The following is a 24,430-nucleotide window of genomic DNA, read 5'->3' on the forward strand; positions in this document are numbered from 1 at the left end:
TTAATTATAATTAGAATGTAACACTTACGCCAAATACCATCTTTTTCATGATAGGATATGCACCCTTGTCGAGACCCGGACAGTTGTATTCATTTGTACAGGTTTCAGGGTCGAGACCCGGATACTTGGTGAATGTGAAGAAGTCGTCCAATGATACGTAAAAACGTGCGTTGTCGATGAATACTTTATTGGTGATCCTCTTAGGCAATGTGTAACCAAGTTGAATTTGCTTAATCTTGAAGAACGAGCCATCGTAAACCATGGCAGATGAACGCCAGAATGTACCGCTACCTGTTACAGAAGCTGCGTCAGGAAGTTTGCCAGACTTGAAGTCTTTATAAATACCTTCTGATAAGTTGTTGTAGCCTGAACGATAGAGACCGTAGTAGACATCGTTACCGGCAGCACCGGTACCGAACAAAGTGAAGTCGAACCCCTTGTATTCAGCATTCAAGGTAATACCGTAAGTCAAAGTAGGAAGACCGGAACCGATGTTGGTCATGTCCTCAGCTTGTGGGTCGTTGGTCAATTCGCCATCTTTGGTGTAGTATTGTGCAGTACCGTCAGCAGCACGGCCCGCATACTTAAAACCGCGCATGTACCATATGGGTTCGCCTTGCTCGAAGTAGCAACGAACAACTTCGGGAGATGCACCTTCAACAGTTGCGCCGGAAATACGTTCGATAGATGGATCGAGGTAAGTCACTTCATTGTGAAGTGTGGCCATGTTAGCAGATATGCCATATTTGAAGTCACCGATATGGTCTTTCCAGCTAAGTTCTACTTCGAAACCGCTGTTTTCAACTTTACCGGCGTTCATTGTCATAGAAGAAACACCTGATTCAGGCATAGTGGGAGCACTTACAAGCAAGTCCTTGGTATTCTTCTTGTAATAGTCGAGACCAACGCTCAATCTGTCGTTTAAGAAACGGAAGTCAGCACCCAAGTCGATTTGTTCTGAAGTTTCCCAAGTCAGGTTAGGGTTGGCAATACCGTTAGGCATTGAACCAAAAGTAACGGCACTTGTTGAACCATAGTTATAGAATTGTGAATTCGTATTAATACCGGCTGTATATGCATAGTTACTCAATACGTTTACGTTACCATTCTGTCCCCAAGATGCACGGAGCTTACCGTATGACATGATGCTTGGATTGACGTTATCTTTGAAGAAGCTTTCGTTTGAGAATGTCCAGCCTGCAGATGCAGAGAAGAACTTACCCCAACGGTTGTCTTTCGAAAGTTTAGAAGAGTCGAATGCATCGGCACGGAAGTTAGCCTGAACGCTATAGCGGTTGTCGTAGCTATAAGTTACACGGCCGAAGTAAGAGAGTGCTCGAGTAGTGCCCTTTATGCCGCCGATGTTCTTCGTTGTTCCTTCATTAGCATTTACACAATCGAGGTAGATGAAGTTAGAAGAATAAGCTTTAAGGATGTCCGAACCGGAAGCATTGGCGCTGACAAAATTTGAATCGCTTTGGCGATATGACATACCGGCCATGGCACCTACAGCGTGTTTGCCGGCGAAGATATCGTTATAGTTGGCGAAGTTTTCCCATTGATACCAAGTAGAGTTTCTACTAGCGCCAGAGATAATGTAGTTGTCACCTTTGGTTTGACCATTGAGGTAGTAGGGGTATTGATAGTCAGATTCGTTGTTGAAGGAGATACGATAACCCAAACGAGAAGTGAAAGTCACTTGCTTGACAGGAGTAACGTTCATGTAAGCGGTACCATTAACGTTTACGCCACTGTTGCGTGATTCTGAACGGTCGCGTTGCGAGAAGGGGTTGCCACCGGCAAGACGTTGGTTGAAGTAGGAAGTAGCATAATAGCCGTTTTCATCACCAAAGAGAGTGTAGTTAGAATCACCTGCTTGAATTTTATTGTAGTAGTCACGATATTCACCCAACATTTGTTCCGGTTTTGTCCAGTAGAGCGGAGTCAGCGGGTCAATCAAAAGAAGCATCTCGAAGGAAGAACCATAACCTTGTTCGGATATACCACGAGTACTCCATTTCTCAATAGAGGTGTTGGTACCTACTTTCAACCAATCCTTAATCATATAATCGGCATTGATTTGAGCAGTAAGACGTTCGTACTTATCTTTGCTACCCTTAACGATACCGTCTTGGTTCACATGGTTCACACTTAAGAAATATGAACCGCGGTCGTTGCCACCTTCTAAAGTAAGGGTGTGTTGTTGAGCCCAAGTATCTTCGAAATAAGCCTTCAACCAGTCTGTATTGGTATTAGGATCCCATCCGTATTGAGTTTGAGCATCAGCCAAAGCGGCATTCACAGATTCAGCGCCAAGCTGCATAGTCATCCAGTCCTTGAATTGAGTAGCGTTAAGAAGACTGGGTACGTCACCGAGTGATTGGTTAGTCCACTTGCCGCTATAAGTAATAGAACTTCGTCCTTTTTTACCCGATTTAGTAGTGATAAGAACAACACCGTTACCGGCTTCAGCGCCATAGATAGCAGCCGAAGCAGCATCCTTCAATACTTCCATTGATTCAATCATAGAAGGATCGAGGTATTGGATAGAGCTGACTTGCAAACCATCAACAATCAACAAAGGACCGATGTTGTTTGAGTTTGAAGAATAACCACGAACGCGGATTGATGCGCCTTGACCCGGTTTACCGGAACCATTCAGAATTTGTACACCCGATGCCTTACCTTGCAAAGCAGCGGCAGCATCGGTAGTAGACAAACCTTTCAGCTCATCGGCCTTTACTGAAGCTACCGAACCGGTAAGGTCACTCTTGCGTTGCACGCCATAACCTACAACCACTACTTCGTCAAGTACTTCGGTGTCTTCTTCCAGACGGAAGTTGATTACGTTACGACCACTCACTTTTACAGTCTGTGACTTGTACCCTATAAAAGATGCTTCAAGGGTAGCATTACTACTTTCAACTGATATAGAATAATTACCATTGAGGTCGGTAATACAACCGTTGTGGGTTCCATTCTCCAGAATAGTCACCCCAATCATCGGCTCAGAATCATTGGCCGAGACAACAGTACCCTTGACTTGAAATTGCGCCGATGCTGACATACATGCCAAAAGCATAAGCATAAACAGAAAAGGAATCTTCTGATTTTTTTTGACTACATTTTTCATCATAATTAGTTTAAGAATTAATAATTGCGTTTTTCATTCATCATTAGCTACCGCTACAATAGTTCTCTAGCTATCATCATACATACATTTCATAGTTTTCAATTATTTAAGATTAATATAAGAGAAAGGCAATTCATTTTTTAACTCTGAATCGGCAAGACAACTGCTGAGTCGCATTATTAATTTAAACTGGTTGCCTGAGCCGATTCATTATTTTTGAGTGGGGTTACCCGTTCATAGCACTTTAAGGTAATAGGGTTTGTTGTTAATGATCACGGAAATTCCATTTGGAATTATCACTGTTCATATCGAATTCGCCGAGAGAAGGAGTGCTGTCTCCTACGGATACCAGAACCAGTTCCTTGTCAGTTCCCGGCACTTCTTTGGGCATGATCCGGTAGGTGCCGTCTGTCAACTGGTCGATTCGCCACAGTTGTTCGGGGGCTCCCGTGAACTCAGGAACTGTCACGACTTCCGCATCTGTCGTGGCGGCCAGTGCGCGATTGGTTCCTTCAATCACAATCTTGTAATAAGGGCCGCCCAGATATCCGCCTCCATCGGGCACGGCAGTAATGGTCCACTTCTGATGAGGACGGAACATATAATCGCCGATTCTTACGTTGATTTTTCCTTGTGGCCAAGTCCCGATCACATCTTCCAACGTCTGCGATTTCAAAGGTACGACGGGCGTGTCATCTTTTTCCCAAAAGCGGTGTCTGGTATATTCCATACGTACAAAATCGACGGCAAGTTCAAGGGCATACCCTCTACGCTCGGATTCAATCTCATACGTTCCCTCTTTGAAGACCTCGCCGGCAACGGGCCAGCCGTTCTTCCATAAAAGCGGGCGTATGCCCAGCACACTGCGGCCACCCTGGTCGAAATCGGCCTCAAAGTGGCATGACATCTTCTCCACTCCATCGGCCACTTTGAAAAGCCCGAAGTGTCCCGGACCGGTTTGGCGGTTACCTGCGGCAATCACCATCTTGCCACCGCCTTCCAGCATTTTTCTTCCCATATTATCGACATACGGTCCCGTCACTTTGCGCGAGCGGCCGACAACAATATTGTAGGTGGAGTTCGGGCCATCGCAGCAAGTGCCGTGTGTTCCCAGAAGGTAATACCAGCCATCACGATAGATCAGATCGGTTGCTTCACAGTCAATGGCGATGTCGATTTCTTTGTTGCCCTCCATCCGTTTGCCGGTTGCGGGGTCGAGTTCTACAAGCCTGATAAAGCCGAAATACGTGCCGTAAGACAACCACAAGCGTCCGTCTGTCGGGTCGAGCAGAAGTCCGGCATCAATGGCATCGCAATCTTCATCATTCACTGAGGAGGCCACTTCTATAGGCTCCGTATATTTAAAATCCGGGGAATTGGGGTCTAGAGTTTTATTCCACATGGTTAATACTTTACCGCTGTGTCCTCCGCCGAGCCCTCCTCCTGTGGCACTGTAAGCAATCAGATAGCGGTCGCCAATTTTCACGGCATCGGGTGCGGCGCCTCCGCCGGGCCTTACTCCACCACCATTCCATGTCCAGCCGTCTTCAGATATCAATCCGCCTCCACCTGTGCCGAAAGTGTAATATTTACCATCGCACTCCATGATAGTGGACGGGTCGTGGATGTATGGAGTGCCGATTTGTGCAATTGCTTTTTCAGATGTCAATACAAACATCAGGGCTGCCGTGCCCAGAAGTATAGCTTTTGTTTTCATGATCATTTATAGCTGATAGTAATGTTTTTAACGGGTGTTCCATTCTCATTGAGGAAGCGAACACAGAAATCACTCATTCCGGGACCGTTGATGATGGCTCCGCGAATGATGTTCTTGCCCTTCTTTAAAGTCAGCCGGCGCGAAAGGCAGTCATCCTTGACCATACGCCGGTCGCCCGAAAGAATAACGGCTTCCTCACCGTTCAGCCACCACATGGATGCGGAGTTGGAACCTACTGACATCCGGATGTTCTCCATGTCTTCGGGACATTCTATGACTGTGACTGCCCAGAACAGCACGCCGTACACTTGTTTCTTCAGGCCGGAGGCAAAACGGAAGAGCTTCACGTTGAACAGCTTGCTGTCGAGCGCGTGCCAGGTTAGCTTTTGTTTGCCTACTTTCACTTTATCCCCGTCTTTGGGCAGAACGGTGAATTGATTGGGAAAATACTCGGTTGCAAATGCTTCGCGAATGTAACTGTCGGTAAAGACCGTGTTGGAACGGTTGGGCTTGTCGATGGGTTCCAGCAACAGCCAGCGCTGGATAAAGCCCTCACTGTCAGGTGAAATCATATTCGTGGTTGCCGGAGAAAAGTAGTCTGACAACCGGGGGGACGCTTCATTCTTTTGAGCATAGCCATGTAACCCCATCATAGCCGCGATACAAGCCGCCAACAATGATTTTCGATGGAAGATATTCATCGTTATAGTCTGTTTTATTGATTATACATTATTTCGTTTTAAATAATAGGGGAGCAAACTCTTTCAGACATCTGCGCCAGGTCAGGAACTCGTGGGCAGTGCCCGGAGACTCATAATAGATTGTATTGATTCCTGCGGCCTGCAAGCCGTCACTGAGGTTCTTGGTTCTTTCGGGATGTTCTTCCGAACCGATACCCAGGAAGAAGACGTGTACCTTGTCGTTGAATGCTTTACGATTTTTGAATGCCCCGCCGTACACGGTATCGAGTTGCTTCAGATCGATGCTGCCTGCTCCGCTGAATCCGCCGATATAGGCAAACTTATCCAGATTGTTCAGGGTAGTGTTGAAAGTAAGAAGTCCGCCCCAGGAAAGTCCGGCCATGGCACGGTTGTCCCTATCGGTCAGTGTTCGGAAATTGGAGTCGATATGAGGAATGATTTCATTCACTAAGATAGCAGGAAATTCTGCACCGAATCTTTTTCTTGCACCGTCAGGAGTTTCACCCGGATTGGTCTTGAACACCTCGATATTGCCATTGTCCATGACTACGATCATTGGTTTGGCTTTACCTTCGGCAATCAGGTTATCCATAATGAAATTCATCTTGCCCTGGTTTGCCCAACTCGTTTCGTTTTCTCCCATACCATGTTGCAGGTAGAGCACCGGATACTTCTTGGTAGGGTTCTTGTCATATTCCGCTGGAGTATAGACGATACATCTGCGCCATTCTTTGCGGATATCAGAGTAGTACCAGCTTTGGCTGATCAGTCCGTGAGGCACGTTCTTGATGGAATAGTAGTCCACACCTTTCTCCGGGATTTCAATACCGCTTACCCATTTGCCCATACCGAAGAATGGTTTGCCATTGGGATCGGCGGCACTTACTCCGTCTATTATAACCTGATAGTAGTGGAAGCCTATTACTTCAGGTTCTTTTGATACGAGCGACCAATATCCGTCTGCCTCTTTGGTCATTTCACCTCGGAAACTGATTTCTACTTTCTGGGCGTTGGGAGCGTGTATCCTGAAGTGTACACGTCTGTCCTCACCTATACGGGGATAATCAGCCCCATTGATGTTATGCTCATTGGGAGTGGTTCCTGCCGGAAAATCTTGTTGCTGGGCATTCATTGTGAATGGGAGTACTAACAAAGAAGAAAAAATAAGTTTCAATACATTTTTCATAAGCATTAGAATAAATTAGATATAAAATTAATGATTCAGTGAATTTGTCTATTCAGTGGATGTTGAGCGTAAAATTACTCTGCTAATGCTTTGTGCTGGATTACTATTTTACTTTCGGGGAGGATTTTTTTAGGAGGGTAAGATTAATCCACCGGATAGAAAGAAAAATCCCCTTCCTGATATTGAATAGGAAGGGGATTATAACCCGTCTTTTGCCTTATATGGAAGGGATTTAGTACAACAAAGTCACCTTAACTTTATGCCTTACGCTTGCGATGTCTCCAGCATATTAATCAGTTGTACCCGCTGGATAGAAAAACTATTGCTCTTCTTCTGTACATACTTCAATAATTCAAGCCCATCCTGATGAAGCTTGGATTTCCGCAGCAAGTCGTCTGCTTCCATATCATCAGATATCTTCAGCATAGTCATGGCGGCAAGTTCTATTTTCCCCATTTCATTGGGATCGCCTTTATACCGGTCTACCAGTTCTTGCGTATCCATACTTAACAGCTCATCGGTAGGGAAGCCTAATATCTGCCGGGTCAGACCGTCATATTCAGTCCATTCATTCCAGCGATACTTCTTTTTCTTGAGCAGGGCGTTCACAATCAAAGAAATGATCTCTTGAATCATTCGTATCAGGTAATCTTGTTTAATCATAATTATCTATGTTTTTATAGGTGATGGTAAATCCGGTTAATTGTTTCTCGGAGCTTTGACAATTCCGGCTTTTTATAAAGCAGTACTTTGTGCTCACAAAATTAGTGATATTTTTAAGATATCGCTGAAAATCCATACCTTTGTGCACATTAATAATATAAGGTATAGCAATTTCCATGAATAAGATAACTTCCGTATGCGTATATTGTGCTTCGAGCACCAAGATTGATTCCGCTTATTTTGAAGCCGCCCGCGAATTGGGTACTTTGTTGGGACAGCGCCACATCCGTCTGATAAATGGCGCGGGAGGCATCGGATTGATGAGTGCTACCGCTGATGCAGTGCTGGCGGCAGGCGGAGAGGTGACCGGTGTTATTCCTCATTTTATGGTGGAGCAAGGCTGGCAACACAAGGGGCTTACGGAGATGATAGAAGTGGAAAACATGCACCAGCGCAAGCAAAAAATGGCGGATCTGAGCGATGCTGTCATCGCATTGCCCGGTGGATGCGGCACTTTGGAAGAATTACTGGAAATTATCACTTGGAAACAACTGGGTCTCTACCTGAATCCTGTTGTCATCTTAAACACTAACGGCTTTTTCGATCCCCTCCTGGCTATGTTGCAGCGTGCTATGGACGAAAACTTTATGAGGCAGCAGCACGGTGCCATCTGGCACGTAGCAAGCACTCCGCAGGAAGCTGTCGAACTGATTCATACCATACCTGTCTGGGATAGTTCCATACGTAAGTTTGCGGCAATATGATCGGGCTCTTGTTGACATGGATAGCGGGTTTTGAGGGGATGCCCATTCCTTATTCTCCTAAGTTGGACGATGGGATCACAGTGCTCCTGTTGTGCTGCTTTTTCATGTCAGCCTATGTATTGTCCCGCAGTCGCAAGTTCCTGGTGCAGTTGGTGAAGGACTTCCTTCTCAATCGTGAACGAACCAGCATCTTTGCCGCTACCACCGCTACGGATATGCGCTATATGTTGTTGCTGATTCTACAGACTTGTGTGTTGGCTTCCGTCTGTACTTTCAACTATTTTGTTGATGTCAGGCCGGAGTTGGGCGAACACGTCTCTCCTTACGTTTTGCTCGGGGGATATCTCGTACTGGCTTTGCTTTATCTTTTCTGGAAGTGGGTGACTTACTCTTTTCTGGGCTGGATTTTTTTTGACGCGAGTCGTACCGGTCTTTGGATGGAGTCCTATTCTACTCTACTTTACTACCTTGGATTTACCCTTTTCCCGTTTGCTTTGTTCCTTGTTTACTTCGATTTAAGTCTTCAGGCAACTGTGATAATCGGTTTATTTTTGGTCTTTTTTACTAAAATATTGATGTTATATAAGTGGATAAAGCTTTTTTGTGGCAATTTATATGGCATTTTGCTTTTAATTTTGTACTTTTGTGCCCTTGAAATCATACCTTGTTTTATCATGTATCGAGGTGTGTTACAACTAAATGATTATTTGATAATAAATTTTTAGGACGTTGAAAATTAAGAAAGTACTTGTGTCGCAGCCGAAACCGGCATCAGAGAAATCTCCTTACTACGACATCGCCCAGAAGTACGGTGTGAAAATCGATTTTCGCCCGTTTATTAAGGTGGAAAGTGTATCTGCTAAAGAATTCAGACAGCAGAAAGTGTCTATTCTGGATTACACAGCAGTTATCTTCACATCGCGTCATGCTATTGACCATTTCTTCCACCTGTGTACAGAATTGCGTGTAACCATACCGGAAACTATGAAGTATTTCTGTGTGACAGAAGCTGTTGCATTGTACATCCAAAAGTATGTGCAATACCGCAAACGTAAGATCTTCTTTGGAAATACCGGAAAGTTTGAAGACTTGTTGCCTTCTATTGTTAAGCACAAGACCGAAAAGTATCTGGTTCCGATGTCGGATGTACATACGGATGAGATTAAGAATCTCTTGGATAAAAACAAGATACAGAACGCAGAAGCTGTTATGTATCGCACAGTAAGTAATGATTTTACTTCAGAAGAAGAGTTTGATTATGATATGTTGGTGTTCTTTAGCCCTGCAGGAGTGACTTCTTTGAAGAAGAACTTCCCGGACTTCCAACAGAAAGAAATCAAAATCGGTACGTTTGGCTCCACTACTGCCCAGGCTGTACGTGATGCCGGACTCCGCCTCGACTTGGAAGCTCCCAGTGTACAGGCGCCTTCTATGACGGCTGCGCTGGATATGTTCATCAAGGAGAATAACAAAGGAAAATAATTTTAGAGTTACGAGCTACAAGCTACGGGCTACAAGTGCCATGCGGAAGCAGCATGTCATTTACAGCTTAAACTTGTAGCTCGTAACTTATTTACTGCGAACTACTTGTAGCTCGTAGCTTGTAACTCGTAGCTAAGAATGCTTAATACCCTGCACAAGTCCGAAAGGCTGGATAAGAAGAAAGTCATCGACAAGATGTTTTCAGGCGGCGCACGTTCGTTTTCCGTCTTTCCTCTGCGTGTGGTGTATCTGCCGGTAGAGGAGTTGGAAGCGCCTGTTTCCATACTTGTCAGTGTGTCAAAGCGTCGTTTTAAACGGGCGGTAAAGCGTAACCGTGTGAAACGTCAGATACGTGAGGCGTACCGGAAAAATAAGCATGGATTATTGCAGACGCTTCAGGATGAAGGACGGCAACTTGCTGTGGCTTTCATTTATCTTTCCGACCGGTTAGTCGATTCGGTGGAGATAGAGGAAAGGATGAAGGTTGCATTGGCACGTATCACGGAGAAAGTATTGGCAGATGTTGCTGTGCAGAAAGCCGGAGAAAATGCTGCGTCTGCTGAGGAAACCGGTAGCGCAGGGCAGTCATGAAAAAGCTGCTTTCATACCTGCTGTTGCTTCCCATCTATTTCTATCAGAAGTGTATTTCGCCCCTGACTTCCCCTTCATGCCGTTTCACCCCTACCTGTTCGCAATATGCCGTTGAGGCGATAAAGAAACATGGACCGTTCAAAGGGCTGTATCTGGCAATCCGGCGTATTTTGCGCTGCCACCCCTGGGGAGGTTCCGGATATGATCCCGTTCCATAAAAAACTATTTCCTGTACTATTCGCATGATAATTCCTGTTGATATACATACACATCGGCGGCCACAAGTGCCCGGAACGGCTATTGTGAACTGTTTCCCCGAATCGTTTGTTCCGCAAACGGAAGGCTGGTATTCTGTGGGAATACATCCGTGGTATATCGCTTCTTTCGCAGCTTCCCTGAATGACAGTAAGGCCCGTTTTGAAGAATTACTGGATCATCCCCAGGTGTTGGCTGTGGGTGAGGCCGGATTGGATAAATTGGCTGAAGCACCTTTGACTTTGCAGATAGAAGTGTTTGAATATCAGGCACGTCTGGCCGAAGAGGCGGATAAGCCGTTAATCATTCATCTGGTGAAAGCGGTAGATGAACTTCTGAAACTGAAACAGAAGATACGACCGGTGAAACCGTGGATTATTCACGGGTTTCGTGGAAAAGCGGCTCTTGCAGAAGAATATCTCCGACATGGTTTCTATCTTTCTTTCGGAGAGAAATATCAGGAGGAAGCGTTGCGTATAATGCCGTCTGAACGGTTGTTTATTGAGACGGATGAAAGTACGGCATCTGTCGATACGCTTTATGAACGGGCTGCCATCCTCCGTAAAACTCCCCTTGAGGAACTCAGGAGAACGATTCGTAAGAATGTGAGCGAAATCTTTTTTAGGCAATAAGAGTTGTTAGTTCAGATAAAGAGTCGTACTTTTGCAATTACAAAGTATATCAAATATTTAAATAGTTAATCATTCGATGAATTTTGTAGAAGAATTGAGATGGCGTGGCATGCTCCACGATATGATGCCTGGTACGGAAGAACTTCTGGCTAAGGAACAAGTGACCGCATACATAGGTTTTGACCCTACGGCGGATTCATTGCACATTGGACATCTTTGCAGTGTAATGATACTGCGTCATTTCCAACGTTGCGGACACAAGCCGATGGCACTGATCGGTGGTGCTACGGGTATGATTGGTGATCCTTCCGGTAAGTCGGCAGAGCGTAATCTGCTCACAGAAGAAATCCTGCAACGCAATCTGGATGGTATGAAGAAGCAGTTGAGCAAGTTTCTGGATTTCGAATCCGATGCTCCTAACCGTGCAGAATTGGTGAATAACTATGACTGGATGAAGAACTTCACTTTCCTTGACTTTGCCCGTGAAGTAGGTAAGCATATCACTGTGAACTACATGATGGCGAAAGATTCTGTAAAGAAGCGTCTGAACGGTGAGGCTCGTGACGGTTTGTCTTTCACGGAATTCACTTATCAGTTATTGCAAGGCTACGACTTCCTACATCTGTATGAAACCAAAGGTTGCAAACTGCAAATGGGTGGTTCCGACCAATGGGGTAACATCACGACAGGTGCCGAACTGATTCGTCGTACCAATGGTGGCGAAGTATTTGCACTGACCAGTCCGCTGATAACGAAGGCTGACGGTGGTAAGTTTGGCAAGACTGAATCCGGCAATATCTGGCTTGATCCCCGTTATACTTCTCCGTATAAATTCTATCAGTTCTGGTTGAATGTGAGTGATGCTGATGCAGCACGCTATATCAAGATATTCACTTCCCTGTCAAGAGAGGAGATTGAAGCCTTGACGGCTGAGCATGAAGCTGCACCGCACTTGCGTGTTCTTCAGAAACGTTTGGCAAAAGAGGTGACTATTATGGTTCATTCCGAAGAAGACTATAATGCAGCGGTGGATGCGTCTAATATATTGTTCGGCAATGCAACTTCCGATGCATTGAAGAAGTTGGATGAAGATACCCTGCTGGCTGTGTTCGAAGGTGTTCCCCAGTTTGAGGTTTCCAAGGATGCTGTGTCTGCCGGTGTGAAAGCTGTCGATCTGTTCACGGATAATGCAGCCGTTTTTGCCTCCAAAGGTGAGATGCGTAAATTGGTGCAAGGTGGCGGCGTTTCTCTCAATAAAGAGAAGCTGGAAGCCTTCGACCAAGTGATTACTTCTGCTGACCTTTTGGATGAAAAATATCTGCTTGTGCAGCGCGGAAAGAAGAATTACTACCTGATTATAGCCAAATAAAAGGCAAATTAGTAGCAAATAAGAAAAAATGCCTCGAAATATTTGGATATTTCGGGGCATACTTTTATCTTTGCACCGCTTTTTAACAGAAAGCACCCCGTGTTTGTCCCATGGTGTAATGGTAGCACAACAGTTTTTGGTTCTGTTTGTCTAAGTTCGAATCTTGGTGGGACAACTAAAATGAAAGAGCTCTATAGAGGATTATCTCTGTGGAGCTCTTTTTTTGTATTATTTTCTGTTAAAGAACTTCTATTTTCTTCCATTTGAACAATATTACTATATAATTGGTACAAAAACACAATGTTTCTTCGTTTACTTTTCCTACATTTGCATCGTGTACGTAAACGAAGTATGCCAATAACCGATTATTATCAACTTTAAAACGTAATAGAATTATGAAAACGAACTATGAAATTCGCTATGCAGCGCATCCCGAAGACGCAAAAAGTTATGATACCAAGCGTATCCGTCGTGATTTTCTTATCGAAAAGGTCTTCTCTGCTAACGAAGTAAATATGGTATATTCCATGTACGACCGTATGGTTGTGGGTGGTGCAATGCCCGTGGGCGAAGTGTTGAAACTGGAAGCTATCGATCCGTTGAAGGCTCCTTTCTTCCTGACCCGTCGTGAAATGGGTATTTATAATGTAGGCGGCCCCGGTGTAGTGAAAGCCGGTGACGCTGTATTCGAATTGGATTTTAAAGAAGCTCTCTACCTGGGTTCGGGCGACCGTGAAGTAACTTTCGAAAGCAAGGACGAAAAGAATCCCGCCAAGTTCTACTTCAACTCACTGACTGCTCATCGCAACTATCCTGATAAGAAAGTGACCAAAGCTGATGCTGTAGTTGCTGAAATGGGTAGCCTGGAAGGTTCTAACCATCGTAATATAAATAAGATGCTGGTGAATCAGGTATTGCCTACTTGCCAGTTGCAGATGGGTATGACGGAACTTGCTCCGGGCAGCGTATGGAATACGATGCCGGCACATGTGCATAGCCGTCGTATGGAAGCTTACTTCTATTTTGAAGTACCCGAAGAACATGCAGTTTGCCACTTCATGGGCGAAGTTGACGAAACCCGCCACGTATGGATGAAGGGCGACCAGGCTGTATTGTCTCCCGAATGGTCTATCCACTCTGCTGCCGCTACTCACAACTATACCTTTATCTGGGGTATGGGTGGTGAAAACCTGGACTATGGAGATCAGGACTTCTCTTTGATTACCGACCTGAAGTAATAAATTGAGTAAACCGAGACTTTGAATCGTAATTAGAAACAAGTTATTAATAAACCTAAGTAAATAAATTATGGTAAACTTTTCATTAGAAGGCAAAGTAGCACTTATAACCGGTGCTTCTTACGGAATTGGCTTCGCTCTGGCAACTGCCTATGCGCAAGCCGGTGCAAAAATCGTGTTCAACGACATCAAACAAGAATTAGTGGACAAAGGTCTGGCTGCTTACAAGGCTGAAGGCATTGATGCTAAAGGTTATGTATGCGACGTGACGAACGAAGACCAAGTAAACGCTATGGTTGCCCAGATTGAGAAAGAAGTGGGCGTGATTGATATCCTGGTGAACAATGCAGGTATCATCAAACGTATCCCGATGCACGAAATGAAGGCTTCTGAGTTCCGTCAGGTGATTGATGTGGATTTGAATGCTCCGTTCATTGTATCAAAAGCTGTCATTCCTTCTATGATAAAGAAAGGCCACGGCAAGATTATCAACATCTGCTCTATGATGAGTGAGTTGGGTCGTGAGACTGTATCTGCTTATGCTGCTGCCAAGGGTGGACTGAAGATGCTGACTCGTAACATCGCTTCCGAGTACGGTGAATACAACATCCAGTGTAATGGTATCGGCCCGGGTTATATCGCTACTCCGCAGACTGCACCGCTTCGCGAACCGCAAGCTGACGGTTCACGCCATCCGTTCGATGCATTTATCGTTGCCAAGACTCCGGCTGCACGTTGGGGTACTCCTGAAGATTTGATGGGCCCTGCCGTATTCCTGGCTTCCGACGCTTCTGATTTCGTAAACGGTCACGTACTCTACGTTGACGGCGGTATCCTGGCTTACATCGGTAAACAACCTTAATAATAATTAGTTGACAAGGTTTCAGGGAACAAGTTGTTGAGGAGGGAATACCCTTCCGGCTGACTTGGGGCTGAAACCTTGTTTGCTTTACACTAATATCCTTTCCTTGTCAACTTGTTCCCTGAAGCCTTGTCAACTGAAAGGTGTTTCTCTGAGGTCTTGTTGACTAAAAAAGCAAATTGATTAAGCAATATGAAAAAGTTATTCCTTTTAGTGGCAACAGTTTTATTCTGTTTTGCCTGCACCAACACTAAGGATGTAGTTACCGTAACGGTAAGCAATCCTTTGGCAATGGAGCGTTCCAATGAAATGGTTGAGGTGGCTATGAGCGACATCGCCAACCAACTGAAACTGGCTGACACAGCACAGATTGTGGTTCTGAATGCTGACGGACAACAAGTCCCCTATCAGATTACTTATGATGAAAAAGTGATTTTCCCTGCAAGCGTAGCTGCTAACGGTACGGCTGTTTATACCATTCAGACAGGTACACCTGAAGCTTTTGCAGTAAAGGCTTGCGGTAGATATTATCCTGAACGTGTGGACGATGTAGCCTGGGAAAATGACCTGGTTGCTTTCCGTGCGTATGGTCCGGCTTTGCAAAAGACTGGCGAACGTGCTTTCGGTTATGATGTTTGGACGAAGTACAATACCACCGAACCGGTTGTAGAAGCCCGTTATGCAGGTGAACTGAATCCGGAGACTAAAGCAAAGATCGCTGAATTGAAGAAGACAGACCCGAAAGCTGCACAGGAATTGTATCAATCGGTATCTTATCACGTGGACCACGGAAATGGTCTGGACTGCTATAAAGTAGGTCCTACGCTGGGTGGCGGTACTGCTGCTTTGATGCCCGACGGTGAAATCGTTTATCCGTATTGCTACGCTACACAGGATATCCTGGACAACGGTCCGTTGCGTTTCACTGTGAAGCTGGTTTACAATCCGCTGACTATTAAGGGTGACTCAACAGTGGTTGAAACACGTGTTATCACGCTGGATGCAGGCTCTCACCTGAACAAGACTGCGGTTTCTTTTGATAATCTGAAAGAGACTACTCCCGTGGCTACAGGTATCGTATTGCACGAACCGGATGGTGCTGTTGTAGCTGATGCTGCTGCCGGCTATATCACTTATGTGGATCCTACGGACAATGTGAATAATAATAACGGTAAGATATTCGTAGGTGCTGCTTTCCCGACTACGGTAAAAGAAGCTAAGTCGTTGCTTTTCCCTGAAAAGGAAAAGAACGAACTGCGTGGTGGTGCCGATGGTCATGTATTGGCTATTAGCGATTACGAACCGGGTTCAGAGTATGTTTACTACTGGGGTGCTGCCTGGGACAAGGCTGACATCAAGACACCGGAAGCATGGAATGCATATATGGCAAACTATGCTCAGAAGGTACGCAACCCGCTGACGGTAACGGTAAAGTAATCACTTTACCTCATATCTGTACAGTTATGAATCTTCTCACCACAGAGTAACACTGAGTCTCACAGAGTTTAATCAATTTGAAATCAAAAGAATAGAACTCCGTGAGACTCAGTGTTACTCTGTGGTGAAACTTATTCAACCAGCACGAAGTACGCCCACTTCTCCGGTTCCTTCGGATATCTTTTCACCATTTCCCACTGTGCTGTAATGAAAGCTTTTCGTTTGGATGTCTTAAACTTCCAATTCTGATAAAACAGCGACATGAATTCGGCTGTTTCCTTATCCGGTACTTCCGCCAAAGTCATAATCATGTTTCTTGCTCCGGCTGAACGGAAGGCTCGTTGGAGTCCGTAAACACCTTCTCCGTCACGTATTTCACCCAGTCCGGTGTTGCAGGCAGATAGTACTACCAACTCTGTATTTAGCAGACTCATGCCGAATATCTCGTAAGCAGTGAGCAGACCGTCATCCGGCAAATTCAGTGAGGCGGAGTCTTTCCATGCTGTGCTTGCACCCGATAGAGCCAGTCCGGTGCGTAGGAGCGGATTGTAATAGCCGCTTTTTCCTTCCTGATTCAACCCTTTGTTATTAATGTCCGGGTCGTAGGGCAGATAGAAACCATGTGTGGAAATGTGGAGTATGAATGGTGACTCTTTCCGGGCGGATAAATCTCTAAATGCGGTTTCCGTCGCTTGTCTTCCGGAAAACACTTCCACCTGGCATCCTTTCTCCTTCAGTAGGGCGGAGACGGATGTTATTTCCCTTTTGGAGGATGGCAGGTAGTGAAACCCCTGTCCCCGTACCGGATTCTCCAGTTTGGAGGGCGGAAGTCCGTAGTCTGCCGCACCAAACAGGACGGCCGGTTGCTTCTCCGGATACAGATGATATTTCTTCATCAGCCTGTCGGTGGCGCAGAGATAGAACGATAATACATAGGCATTGCACAGGTATGTATTATTGTCGTCCACTATTCCGGCAAGAGGGATGGTGCTCAGTAACCCAGTGGGGTAGAGGGAGATTGCAGCTCGCTCGCCGAAATGAGCCTGTATGGGCTTCCAGATATTTTTCAGAATGAAGTCGTTCCGCCGGTCATGGTCGGGGGCATTGAGGGCTGCTCTTAACGGTTCTTCATCGCATAGCGGGACAAAGTGCGGAGCTTTATCCGCCTCCGTAAAGACGAGTGCAGCGTATTGCCGCGCACCGTTGTCGGGGCGGTGAAGCAGGACGAACTCCACCATCACTTCTGCGTCGGCTGCTATAATCTTACGCACTGATTCCCACTCGGTGATGCAGTGGTAAGGTTCGTCCACGGTCTCCAGCGCATATGTCACGGCTTCCCTGCTCAGTGCCATGGAGCGCATATTGCTCAATATATGGGGCAGGTAATCCCCCTTGAGGTGCACGTTCATGGCGTCTTCCGTCAGCATAAGTTTGGATTGCCTTTGGCTGAGTTCCCGCAGGTATTCGTCGCCTTGCATGGTAATCATCTTCGGGCTGTATAGGGTAGGAGACACCAGGAAGAATTGTTTCATCAGCTGGGCGTTGCCGTACATGAATTCCGCCATACCTTCGTAGTTGATATGCCGGTAGGCGAAAGTTTGCATTTCGTCGTACCAGGGTTGGAAGAGGTAGAGCATGTTGGTGCGGTCCAGATCTGTATAATAAGGTATATAGCGTCCCAAGGTATTGATGAGGCATTCTTTCATCTCCCGATATGTCTGCAGGCTTTTGCCGATTTCGTTCTGCCGTTCGTAACAGCGGGCTACGAGCGTGAAACTGTCGAAGAAATTGCGCAGGACGTTCAGCCGGTAGAAGTTCATTGAATTCATCGATGCATGATACCTCCTGTCCGCTTCCTTGCGCAGAGTTTCGGCAGTGGTGTAGTCTTTCTTCATGATGGCTATGCAGGCGCGGTTGCATAGGGCGTCCTTGAGGCCGGTTATGGTCCGGGTGGGCGTATCTGTTTCTCTTATTTCACTAAGCACTTTCTCCGCATCTTTATATTTCCCGTGTTGGATGAGCGCCATGATCCATCTGTTCTTTAGTTCTTCCAATTCGAACTCAAGGAATGCCTTTTCGCCCAGTTCGGCAGCTTTCCTGAAGGATTTGATTGCGTCGGCATATCGTTTCTCCTGATAGTAATAATCCCCCTGCAAGGTGTAAGCCTTAGCCTTATTATACTTGGCGTCCGCAAATTTGTATAGGTTTAGGGCGGATTTGAGCATTTGCTCGACATGACTGCGGAGATGGGCATTGTGCATCATGCTTTCTGCCACCAGTGTGTATGCGTTTGCCAGCCGGGCGTATGCGTTGTAGTTGTCTTCGCTCAGGGAATTGCTGTAGTTCATGTCTTCTTCCTTGAAGGAAAAAGACTGTATCAGGGCGGGCAGCAGCAATTTACCGATGGAGTCTTTGATTTGCACGTTGAAGGGGACGGTGAGCGAAGCGAGCAATGCGGCTTCATCGTACATACCCCTGTTGAAACAGTAGAGTGCCGTTCGGTGAAGTTCTCTTGCAAAGGTGATGTTGTCGGGGGCTTTGCGAAGCTTTTCTATCTGGCGTTCGCAGGCTTTTACTTCAGGCTCTTTGCGCTGCGCCTGTAGGGGCATGATGTTTGCCAGCAGTAGGATGAATATTCCCGTGATGTATCGTGCCATAGTAGTTGGTGATTGTTTTAGAACAGGTATTTCTCATTTAATTGTTTCAGAATGGCAGCAGCTTCCGTTGCATACAGTCCGTCTTTCCGGCTGATGGCTTCCGCTATTACTTTGGCCTTTTCCCGGTTGTTGTCGTACAGATAGGCGCAGAGCAATAACCATTCGGCTTCTTCACCATACTCCGAACTGAGCACTTCGGGTGTCAGCAAGGCAATGGCATCTTGTGCACGTTCCTGCTTCAGATAGCCGGATGCGGTGTGGAGTATGGCGGCGGTCTCGTTTCCACCTCTTGACGGTTCGATGACCGGTTCCGTATAATAAGTCAGGAAGATTTCTGCCGGGGCGTAGCGGTGACTGTTGCCGACAAAGAACAGTATACCCAGCACAATGGCGGCTGCCGCACTGCTCCAGAGCCTTCTCAGATGTTTCCTGCGTGAATTTCCGGTCAGTGTGCGGAATGCTTCTTTTTCCGCTTCCCTGATTTCGGCTTCTGCCAGAAGACCGCGTAGCTTGACCTGCTTTTGCAGTTCCCCGTCCGTTTCCAGTTCCCGGATGAAAATTGCGCGTTCTTCCGGCGCCATCTCGTTGTTGATGAAGCGGTCTATCTGTTTGTCTCTGTACGTATCTATCATTTCTTCTCCTTTTTTTTCCAGTGTATATCAATGGTTTCCAGTCTCTTTTGCAGCTCGAAGGTCAGGCGGCGGAGGCAGGAACTTTTCTTGTTTTTGGCTACATCGGCATCTTTGTAATTCATCCGCAGGGCTATTTCTGCCATCGGCAGTCGTTCCCAGTAGAAAAGGGTAAGCACGCGGCGACAGATTTCTTCGGTTTCCTGCACTAATTGTGCCGCTATCTCTTGGGCTTCCCTCCATTCCCGGGGCGTTTCGTTGGCAGCAATCCATTCGGAGAAGAGGCTTTGTTTCTCTTCCGGTTCCATGCTGTTGCTGCGCATCCAGTTGCAGGCTTTCCGCTTGCCTATCTCGAAGAGGTAAGTTTTCAGCGAGGCCTGGCCTTCTGTGTATTTGCCGTCACGCACATTCTGGCATAAGGCTGTGAAACTTTCCTGATATAAGTCGCATGCCGTCTCCTTGTCTATGCCGTAGTATTTGCGGAGGAATGATAGGAATGGCGGTTTATAAAGCTCGTATAAACGGGTTACTTCTTCCTGGCGACCGGTTTTCCCTTTACCGAGTAGTTGTGCGATGATTCCCATAGGCGTGTCAGGGTTTAAGTCCGAGGCGGAAACTATCCTGCGGGTTTGTACACTCCATGTAGGGAGTCTGTTTTCTTTTCTTCTTGTTGGCGGTCAATGCTTGCATCTTTTGCTTCAGCAGCAGGGCGAAACGGTCGACGTTGAGGAGTGTGTGTGCTGTTTCCCGTGCTGCTTCGCAGAAAGCATACGTAAGCAGTCCGTAGTAGCGCGACTGCCGGGTGTCGAAGTATTCGAAGTTGATTTCATCTGCCAGACAGGCGCTGAAAACCACTGTTGGGGCAAGTCCCGCTTCTTGTTTCAGGTGCAGACTCAGTTCCTGGTGTTTGCCTGCGGTGGGCACGTAGTCGTCCGGGGCAAAGATGTAGCCTGTACCGCGAACATAATCATCGGCTTCCGGCAGGCGGTTGCCCGTGCCGCTGTGGCAGGCATCCAGCACTACGGTGACGTGTCCCTGCTCTCCGGCCTTGCGTCGCAGGCGGCGTATCCATTCTCCAAGTTCGTCGTCGCGCAGGTGGTTTTCGCCTTCATATTCTCCCGGCTCGTACCAGAAGAGGGCATCATAAGGTATCAGGGCTTCGTCCAGTCCGTCTTCTTCGTCTCCGTTATCGTCCATCATCTGCTGGCCGTGGCAGGAGAAGTGCAGGTGCACATGGTCGCCTGCTTGCGTGGAGTTGCAGATGTTTTGCAGGGCATGGATGATGCCTCGTTTGGTAGCTTGAGCATCGGTAAGGGTGGCGATACCCGTTTCTTGGTATCCACAGGCTGCGAGCAGGGAGTGCATCAGACGGGCATCATTGTCGGCATGGATATTTTCCCATCCGTTTCCGTCCGGATAATGCGATATGTTGACGAGCAGCGCCCGGTGGGTTTGGGCGGAGAGGGTGAAGATGCTCAGCCATAGGCAGACGAAAAGGCTGCATCGTAATAGTAGTCTGTATTTTGTCATTCTTTCATTGAAATGATTGCTCTGCACAAAAATAGTCTTTTATCAGGTATTTGTGGTAGTCGGGGACGAATATTTTCAAGATAAGTCACTCGTAGCTCGTCACTTGTAGCTCGTCACTTTATGAGCGGCTGCTTAGGATGTGAATTGTGTTTCTTTATGAGTCTGTAATTCTTATCGTTATGAGATAAATATTATTGTCATTTCCTGTTTGTGGAAGAAAAACAGAAACAGTTGTCTGGGTTAAGAAAATCGGAACGGTTCGACTGATGACCAGTAGGAACGCAGGGAAATGAGATTAGCCGGATGCAGATGGAAAGAGGATAATGTCTAAATCGTGCATTTACTCTTTATATTTTGATTATTACTGGCAAATGTACCTGTATTATCTGAATAGTGGAACAGATAGATAGGTCGGGTTTGAAAAAGAATACTTGCGAAATAGCGGAAGTAGCCGTTTCCAATGGAGTTTTTCCCTTTGCATTTTATATAAAAACACCTTTTCTTAAGCAGGGCTACACCCTTTTGGGCGGATGACTACACCCTTTCGGGCAGATAGCTACACCCTTTTGGACGGATGGTGTAGCCCTTCGGACAAGATGAAAAAGGTTATGCAGCTCCGTTTCTCATTATAGGAACTACAATCTCTCTTAATGGGAACGCTCGTTTCTCCTAATGGGAACTGTCGTTTCTCTTAATGGGAATGCTCGTTTCTCTTAATGGGAACGCTCGTTTCACTTGGCGGAAACGCTCGTTTCTGCTATGAAGAAACACTTTAATATGCTATATATTAGAGTGTTATAGGTGATGTGGGAAACGGTAAAGACAAGTATCTGTCCGTCATCTGTATCGTATATCGTGTGGCGACTACAGCAGAGGCGGCAAAGAGAGTCCGGAATGGGCAGTAGAAAAGGAAAACTAAGAAGAAAGACAACAACGAAGAAATTATTTTTCATGAGAGGAGTAAGTTCTGCATTACTTTTTTTCATTTTTCCCTGTTACCTTTTCCTTATTTCGGGTATAGAAGGTAGAAAATGTCCTTTTACCTTGTTTTTGTCCTTTATTATAAAAAGGTGCTTTTAGTGGGTGTACAAGCTATATAAGCCGTTTGCGGAGTAAAACAAGGTAATATTTTTTTTGCAAACAATCTTGTTGCAAATGAAGCTGTAAAGGTAATTAACTTAATTTTGAAACTGTAATAATAGATGGAAATAATGAACGATAAAGCACATATACCCTATCACACGGCAAGGCGTTTCTTGATAGATCTTATTAAGAATAATGATTTCTCGGGTGATGATGAGATCATAAAATTGTTGCATTCTATTTTACAGGGAAAGTCTTGTTTAAATTACTTTACCGATGGGGTTGTAAGCCGCATTCGTATTGATAAAGAAACGCGCATTTTTCTTCTTGATTATTCGGATCAAGAAGTGAAGATGCCTTGCCTGCCCAAGACCGTGTTTCTGCTTTTCCTGATTCATCCCGAAGGAGTGAATTTTAAGGGGATGCGTGCCTACTTGCAGGAGTTATATAATATCTATCAGATTGTGATGAAGAAGAATATTGAAGCGGACAAGATCAAACAGATACTCAGCAATCTGGTAGACCCGATGAGTAACAGCATTTACGAGGCTTGTTCCATTATCCGCAACAGGCTGCTCAAGGTGGCGGGACCTTCGCGGATGAAGTTTTATGATATCACAGGCAAGCGGGGCGGATGCCATCACATCACGCTGGACCGGGAATTGGTGATCATGGAACATGAGAAGCTGGAGAAGATGATGAATAAATGAATTGTATTAATTTATTAGATATTATTATGAAGAACTTAATTAGCGGATTATTATTTATTGGGGCTTTGATATGCTCGGAGATGCATATACAAGCTCAGAACATGAACTTGGCGGGTGTATACGAAGCTAACACGAAAGCCAATGGTGGAGTCAGACAACTTTATGCCGTGCTCGATTTTAATACGAGTCAGGTCAAGGACTTCACCCAGTTGTTTACCGGAAAGACGGCACAATTCAAACTGTTGCCTGAAGACTTTATGAACGTCAAGAAACTGAAGAAGAGATTTGCCGGAAACACCGCAGCAGGCTTTGTGAGGTATCGTGAGAAGTTCTTATTATCTTTCACAGAAGAGTTGAAACTGACCAACCCGCGACTGGAAGCAGGTATGATTGTGGTTGACTGGGAAAATCACTCTGGTGTGAAAGGCAAATGTGGCATCATCGTAAAGGAAGATAACTCCATTGAATTCGTAGGACTGACCAGTCTGGATCGCACCTTGAACCCGGACGGATTGACCGTCACTTGTGTGGAAGACCGTTGTCTGGCTGATGTGCCCCGGGCTAAGAGTACGGCAGAAGGTATAGAAAACTATTTGGCAGAGTATAATAAGAAGCCGGAACCGGCATCGCAGCCGAATGCAAACGTAGCACAGTCATCAGCCGAACCGGCTGCTGCACCTGCTGCCGGCGCACCTGCGAAACCTCATCGGACAGCCAACACCAAACTTATCACTATTGACAGTGACTCACAAGGCGCATACGGCACTCGCTTTTGTGGAGGACTAGCCTATGTGAGGACTAATAAGAATGGTAATTATTATATGGATAAGTCCGGTAATAGAATTTTTGATTATTATCCCCGACAATCTGGTCATATCCCTTCTTTCTCGGATAGCGTAGCTATTGATTGTGAGCAATTCAAAACAGCTATCCTTGTCAATCGTAAGGGAGAAATTATTCGCAAAGTAGCTAACATTCGGAGAGTGACCAACTTTGTGGATGGCATTGCTGCTGTAACAGTTATTGTTCCGGGACGCCCGCTTCCTGACTATCGGAATATGTATATGAATACAAAAGGAGAACTTGTTTTTAAACACCTTTCTGAACCAATGACAATGGAAAATTTGAAAGAGGTACGTCCGATGTGTGATAGTCTGATTGCTTATTATAGTTACGGCAAAAGTCTGTGGGGATTCCGCGACGTAAATGGAAAAGTTATTGTGGAACCACAGTTCATTGAAGCCCATAATTTCAGTGAAGGAATGGCTGCTGTGAAAATAAAGACTAATGGCGGAGCAGATAAATGGGGCTACATAAATAAAGCGGGAATATTTGTTATACAACCGGCTTATTCTAATGAACCGGGTGATTTTCACAACCAAAGAGCCTATGTTCAGAATAAAGAAGGACGTTACTTTTATATTGATTCCACAAGTAAGATTTTAAGTAATCCTTTCATTAGGGTTTCTGATTTTCATAATTCTAAAGCTTTTGTGCAGGGTGATGGGCCTTGTATGTTAGTGGATACGATGTTTAAATCCGTTGCTACTTTAAGAGTTAAAATGGATTATCTGACCCGAGTAATCTATGTGGGAAATGATATTTATTTGGATGATTGTCTTCTTTCTCCTCGTGGCGAAGTGCTGTTGAAAGGAGTGAAAGAACCTTTCTATGAGGATTTGTCAGCGGGTTCTACTACTTCTTATAATTCGGCTGATGAGATTTATCATAATGGGTATATCAACCGAAAAGGAGAATATGTCATCGAGTTTGTAGAATCATCTTTCTGAT

21 protein-coding genes and 1 tRNA gene are annotated in these 24,430 nt (G+C 45.6%); 13 read left to right on the plus strand and 9 right to left on the minus strand.

Going from position 1 to position 24,430, the window contains the following annotated elements:
• Positions 1-10: 10 nt before the first annotated feature.
• From K6V21_RS06300 to K6V21_RS06320, 5 genes are all read right to left on the minus strand, one after another.
• Entirely contained in the window at positions 11-3,136 is a 3,126-nt protein-coding gene (locus K6V21_RS06300) for a SusC/RagA family TonB-linked outer membrane protein (RefSeq protein ID WP_224321260.1), read from the minus strand.
• Between the two features lie 262 nt (positions 3,137-3,398).
• Entirely contained in the window at positions 3,399-4,850 is a 1,452-nt protein-coding gene (locus K6V21_RS06305) for a family 43 glycosylhydrolase (protein WP_224321261.1), read from the minus strand.
• Positions 4,851-4,852: 2 nt separating this feature from the next.
• Positions 4,853-5,551 carry an acetylxylan esterase gene (locus K6V21_RS06310; RefSeq protein ID WP_224321262.1) on the minus strand — a complete coding sequence of 233 codons (699 nt, stop codon included), beginning with the start codon at positions 5,549-5,551 and terminating at the stop codon, positions 4,853-4,855.
• A 28-nt stretch (positions 5,552-5,579) separates the two neighbouring features.
• Positions 5,580-6,737 (minus strand): alpha/beta hydrolase-fold protein, encoded by a 1,158-nt coding sequence (locus K6V21_RS06315; protein ID WP_217714895.1) that lies wholly within the window; start codon positions 6,735-6,737, stop codon positions 5,580-5,582.
• A gap of 264 nt (positions 6,738-7,001) precedes the next feature.
• Positions 7,002-7,400 (minus strand): hypothetical protein, encoded by a 399-nt coding sequence (locus K6V21_RS06320; RefSeq protein WP_224321263.1) that lies wholly within the window; start codon positions 7,398-7,400, stop codon positions 7,002-7,004.
• A 176-nt stretch (positions 7,401-7,576) separates the two neighbouring features.
• Here K6V21_RS06320 and K6V21_RS06325 point away from each other — a divergent pair, with 176 nt between their 5' ends.
• The 11 genes from K6V21_RS06325 (at position 7,577) to K6V21_RS06375 (ending at position 16,030) form a co-directional block, all read left to right on the plus strand.
• Complete coding sequence (locus tag K6V21_RS06325) at positions 7,577-8,164, plus strand: TIGR00730 family Rossman fold protein (protein WP_007219095.1); 588 nt, start codon at positions 7,577-7,579, stop codon at positions 8,162-8,164.
• Complete coding sequence (locus tag K6V21_RS06330; RefSeq protein WP_007219096.1) at positions 8,161-8,889, plus strand: DUF4271 domain-containing protein; 729 nt, start codon at positions 8,161-8,163, stop codon at positions 8,887-8,889. The genes K6V21_RS06325 and K6V21_RS06330 overlap by 4 nt, the downstream gene beginning before the upstream one ends.
• Positions 8,890-8,893: 4 nt before the next feature.
• Positions 8,894-9,646, plus strand: a complete 753-nt coding sequence (locus K6V21_RS06335) for a uroporphyrinogen-III synthase (protein ID WP_195423167.1) — start codon at positions 8,894-8,896, stop codon at positions 9,644-9,646.
• A gap of 138 nt (positions 9,647-9,784) precedes the next feature.
• Positions 9,785-10,237, plus strand: coding sequence for a ribonuclease P protein component (rnpA, locus tag K6V21_RS06340; RefSeq protein WP_224321264.1), 453 nt, complete (start codon positions 9,785-9,787; stop codon positions 10,235-10,237).
• A complete protein-coding gene (gene yidD, locus K6V21_RS06345) occupies positions 10,234-10,455 on the plus strand; it encodes a membrane protein insertion efficiency factor YidD (RefSeq protein WP_007219099.1) in 222 nt (73 codons plus the stop codon). The genes rnpA and yidD overlap by 4 nt, the downstream gene beginning before the upstream one ends.
• Before the next feature lie 24 nt (positions 10,456-10,479).
• Positions 10,480-11,124 (plus strand): TatD family hydrolase, encoded by a 645-nt coding sequence (locus tag K6V21_RS06350; protein WP_224321265.1) that lies wholly within the window; start codon positions 10,480-10,482, stop codon positions 11,122-11,124.
• Positions 11,125-11,200: 76 nt separating this feature from the next.
• A complete protein-coding gene (gene tyrS, locus K6V21_RS06355; protein WP_007219101.1) occupies positions 11,201-12,493 on the plus strand; it encodes a tyrosine--tRNA ligase in 1,293 nt (430 codons plus the stop codon).
• 104 nt (positions 12,494-12,597) lie between these two features.
• Positions 12,598-12,668: transfer RNA gene (locus K6V21_RS06360), tRNA-Gln, on the plus strand.
• Between the two features lie 220 nt (positions 12,669-12,888).
• Complete coding sequence (gene kduI / locus K6V21_RS06365) at positions 12,889-13,731, plus strand: 5-dehydro-4-deoxy-D-glucuronate isomerase (protein WP_195352641.1); 843 nt, start codon at positions 12,889-12,891, stop codon at positions 13,729-13,731.
• Between the two features lie 70 nt (positions 13,732-13,801).
• Positions 13,802-14,593: a gluconate 5-dehydrogenase gene (locus K6V21_RS06370; RefSeq protein ID WP_224321266.1), complete on the plus strand. Its 792-nt coding sequence runs from the start codon at positions 13,802-13,804 to the stop codon at positions 14,591-14,593.
• A 192-nt stretch (positions 14,594-14,785) separates the two neighbouring features.
• Positions 14,786-16,030, plus strand: a complete 1,245-nt coding sequence (locus tag K6V21_RS06375) for a DUF4861 domain-containing protein (protein ID WP_217714890.1) — start codon at positions 14,786-14,788, stop codon at positions 16,028-16,030.
• Positions 16,031-16,161: 131 nt separating this feature from the next.
• Here the strand turns inward: K6V21_RS06375 and K6V21_RS06380 are convergent, their stop codons facing one another.
• From K6V21_RS06380 to K6V21_RS06395, 4 genes are read right to left on the minus strand one after another with little or no spacing between them, the layout of a single operon-like run.
• Positions 16,162-18,687 (minus strand): CHAT domain-containing protein, encoded by a 2,526-nt coding sequence (locus K6V21_RS06380; RefSeq protein ID WP_224321267.1) that lies wholly within the window; start codon positions 18,685-18,687, stop codon positions 16,162-16,164.
• A gap of 17 nt (positions 18,688-18,704) precedes the next feature.
• Positions 18,705-19,319 carry a hypothetical protein gene (locus K6V21_RS06385; protein ID WP_217714887.1) on the minus strand — a complete coding sequence of 205 codons (615 nt, stop codon included), beginning with the start codon at positions 19,317-19,319 and terminating at the stop codon, positions 18,705-18,707.
• Positions 19,316-19,900: an RNA polymerase sigma factor gene (locus K6V21_RS06390; protein ID WP_217714885.1), complete on the minus strand. Its 585-nt coding sequence runs from the start codon at positions 19,898-19,900 to the stop codon at positions 19,316-19,318. Before K6V21_RS06390 ends, K6V21_RS06385 begins: the two co-directional genes overlap by 4 nt.
• Positions 19,901-19,907: 7 nt before the next feature.
• Positions 19,908-20,846 (minus strand): caspase domain-containing protein, encoded by a 939-nt coding sequence (locus tag K6V21_RS06395; RefSeq protein ID WP_217714883.1) that lies wholly within the window; start codon positions 20,844-20,846, stop codon positions 19,908-19,910.
• 1,211 nt (positions 20,847-22,057) lie between these two features.
• Between K6V21_RS06395 and K6V21_RS06400 the strand changes: the two genes are divergently transcribed.
• Together K6V21_RS06400 and K6V21_RS06405 are read left to right on the plus strand one after the other, a co-directional pair.
• Positions 22,058-22,639 (plus strand): hypothetical protein, encoded by a 582-nt coding sequence (locus K6V21_RS06400; RefSeq protein ID WP_217714964.1) that lies wholly within the window; start codon positions 22,058-22,060, stop codon positions 22,637-22,639.
• Positions 22,640-22,665: 26 nt separating this feature from the next.
• A complete protein-coding gene (locus K6V21_RS06405) occupies positions 22,666-24,429 on the plus strand; it encodes a WG repeat-containing protein (protein WP_224321268.1) in 1,764 nt (587 codons plus the stop codon).
• The last annotated feature ends 1 nt before the right edge of the window (position 24,430 follow it).

It is taken from the genome of Bacteroides cellulosilyticus, from assembly GCF_020091405.1.
Classification (GTDB): Bacteria; Bacteroidota; Bacteroidia; order Bacteroidales; family Bacteroidaceae; genus Bacteroides.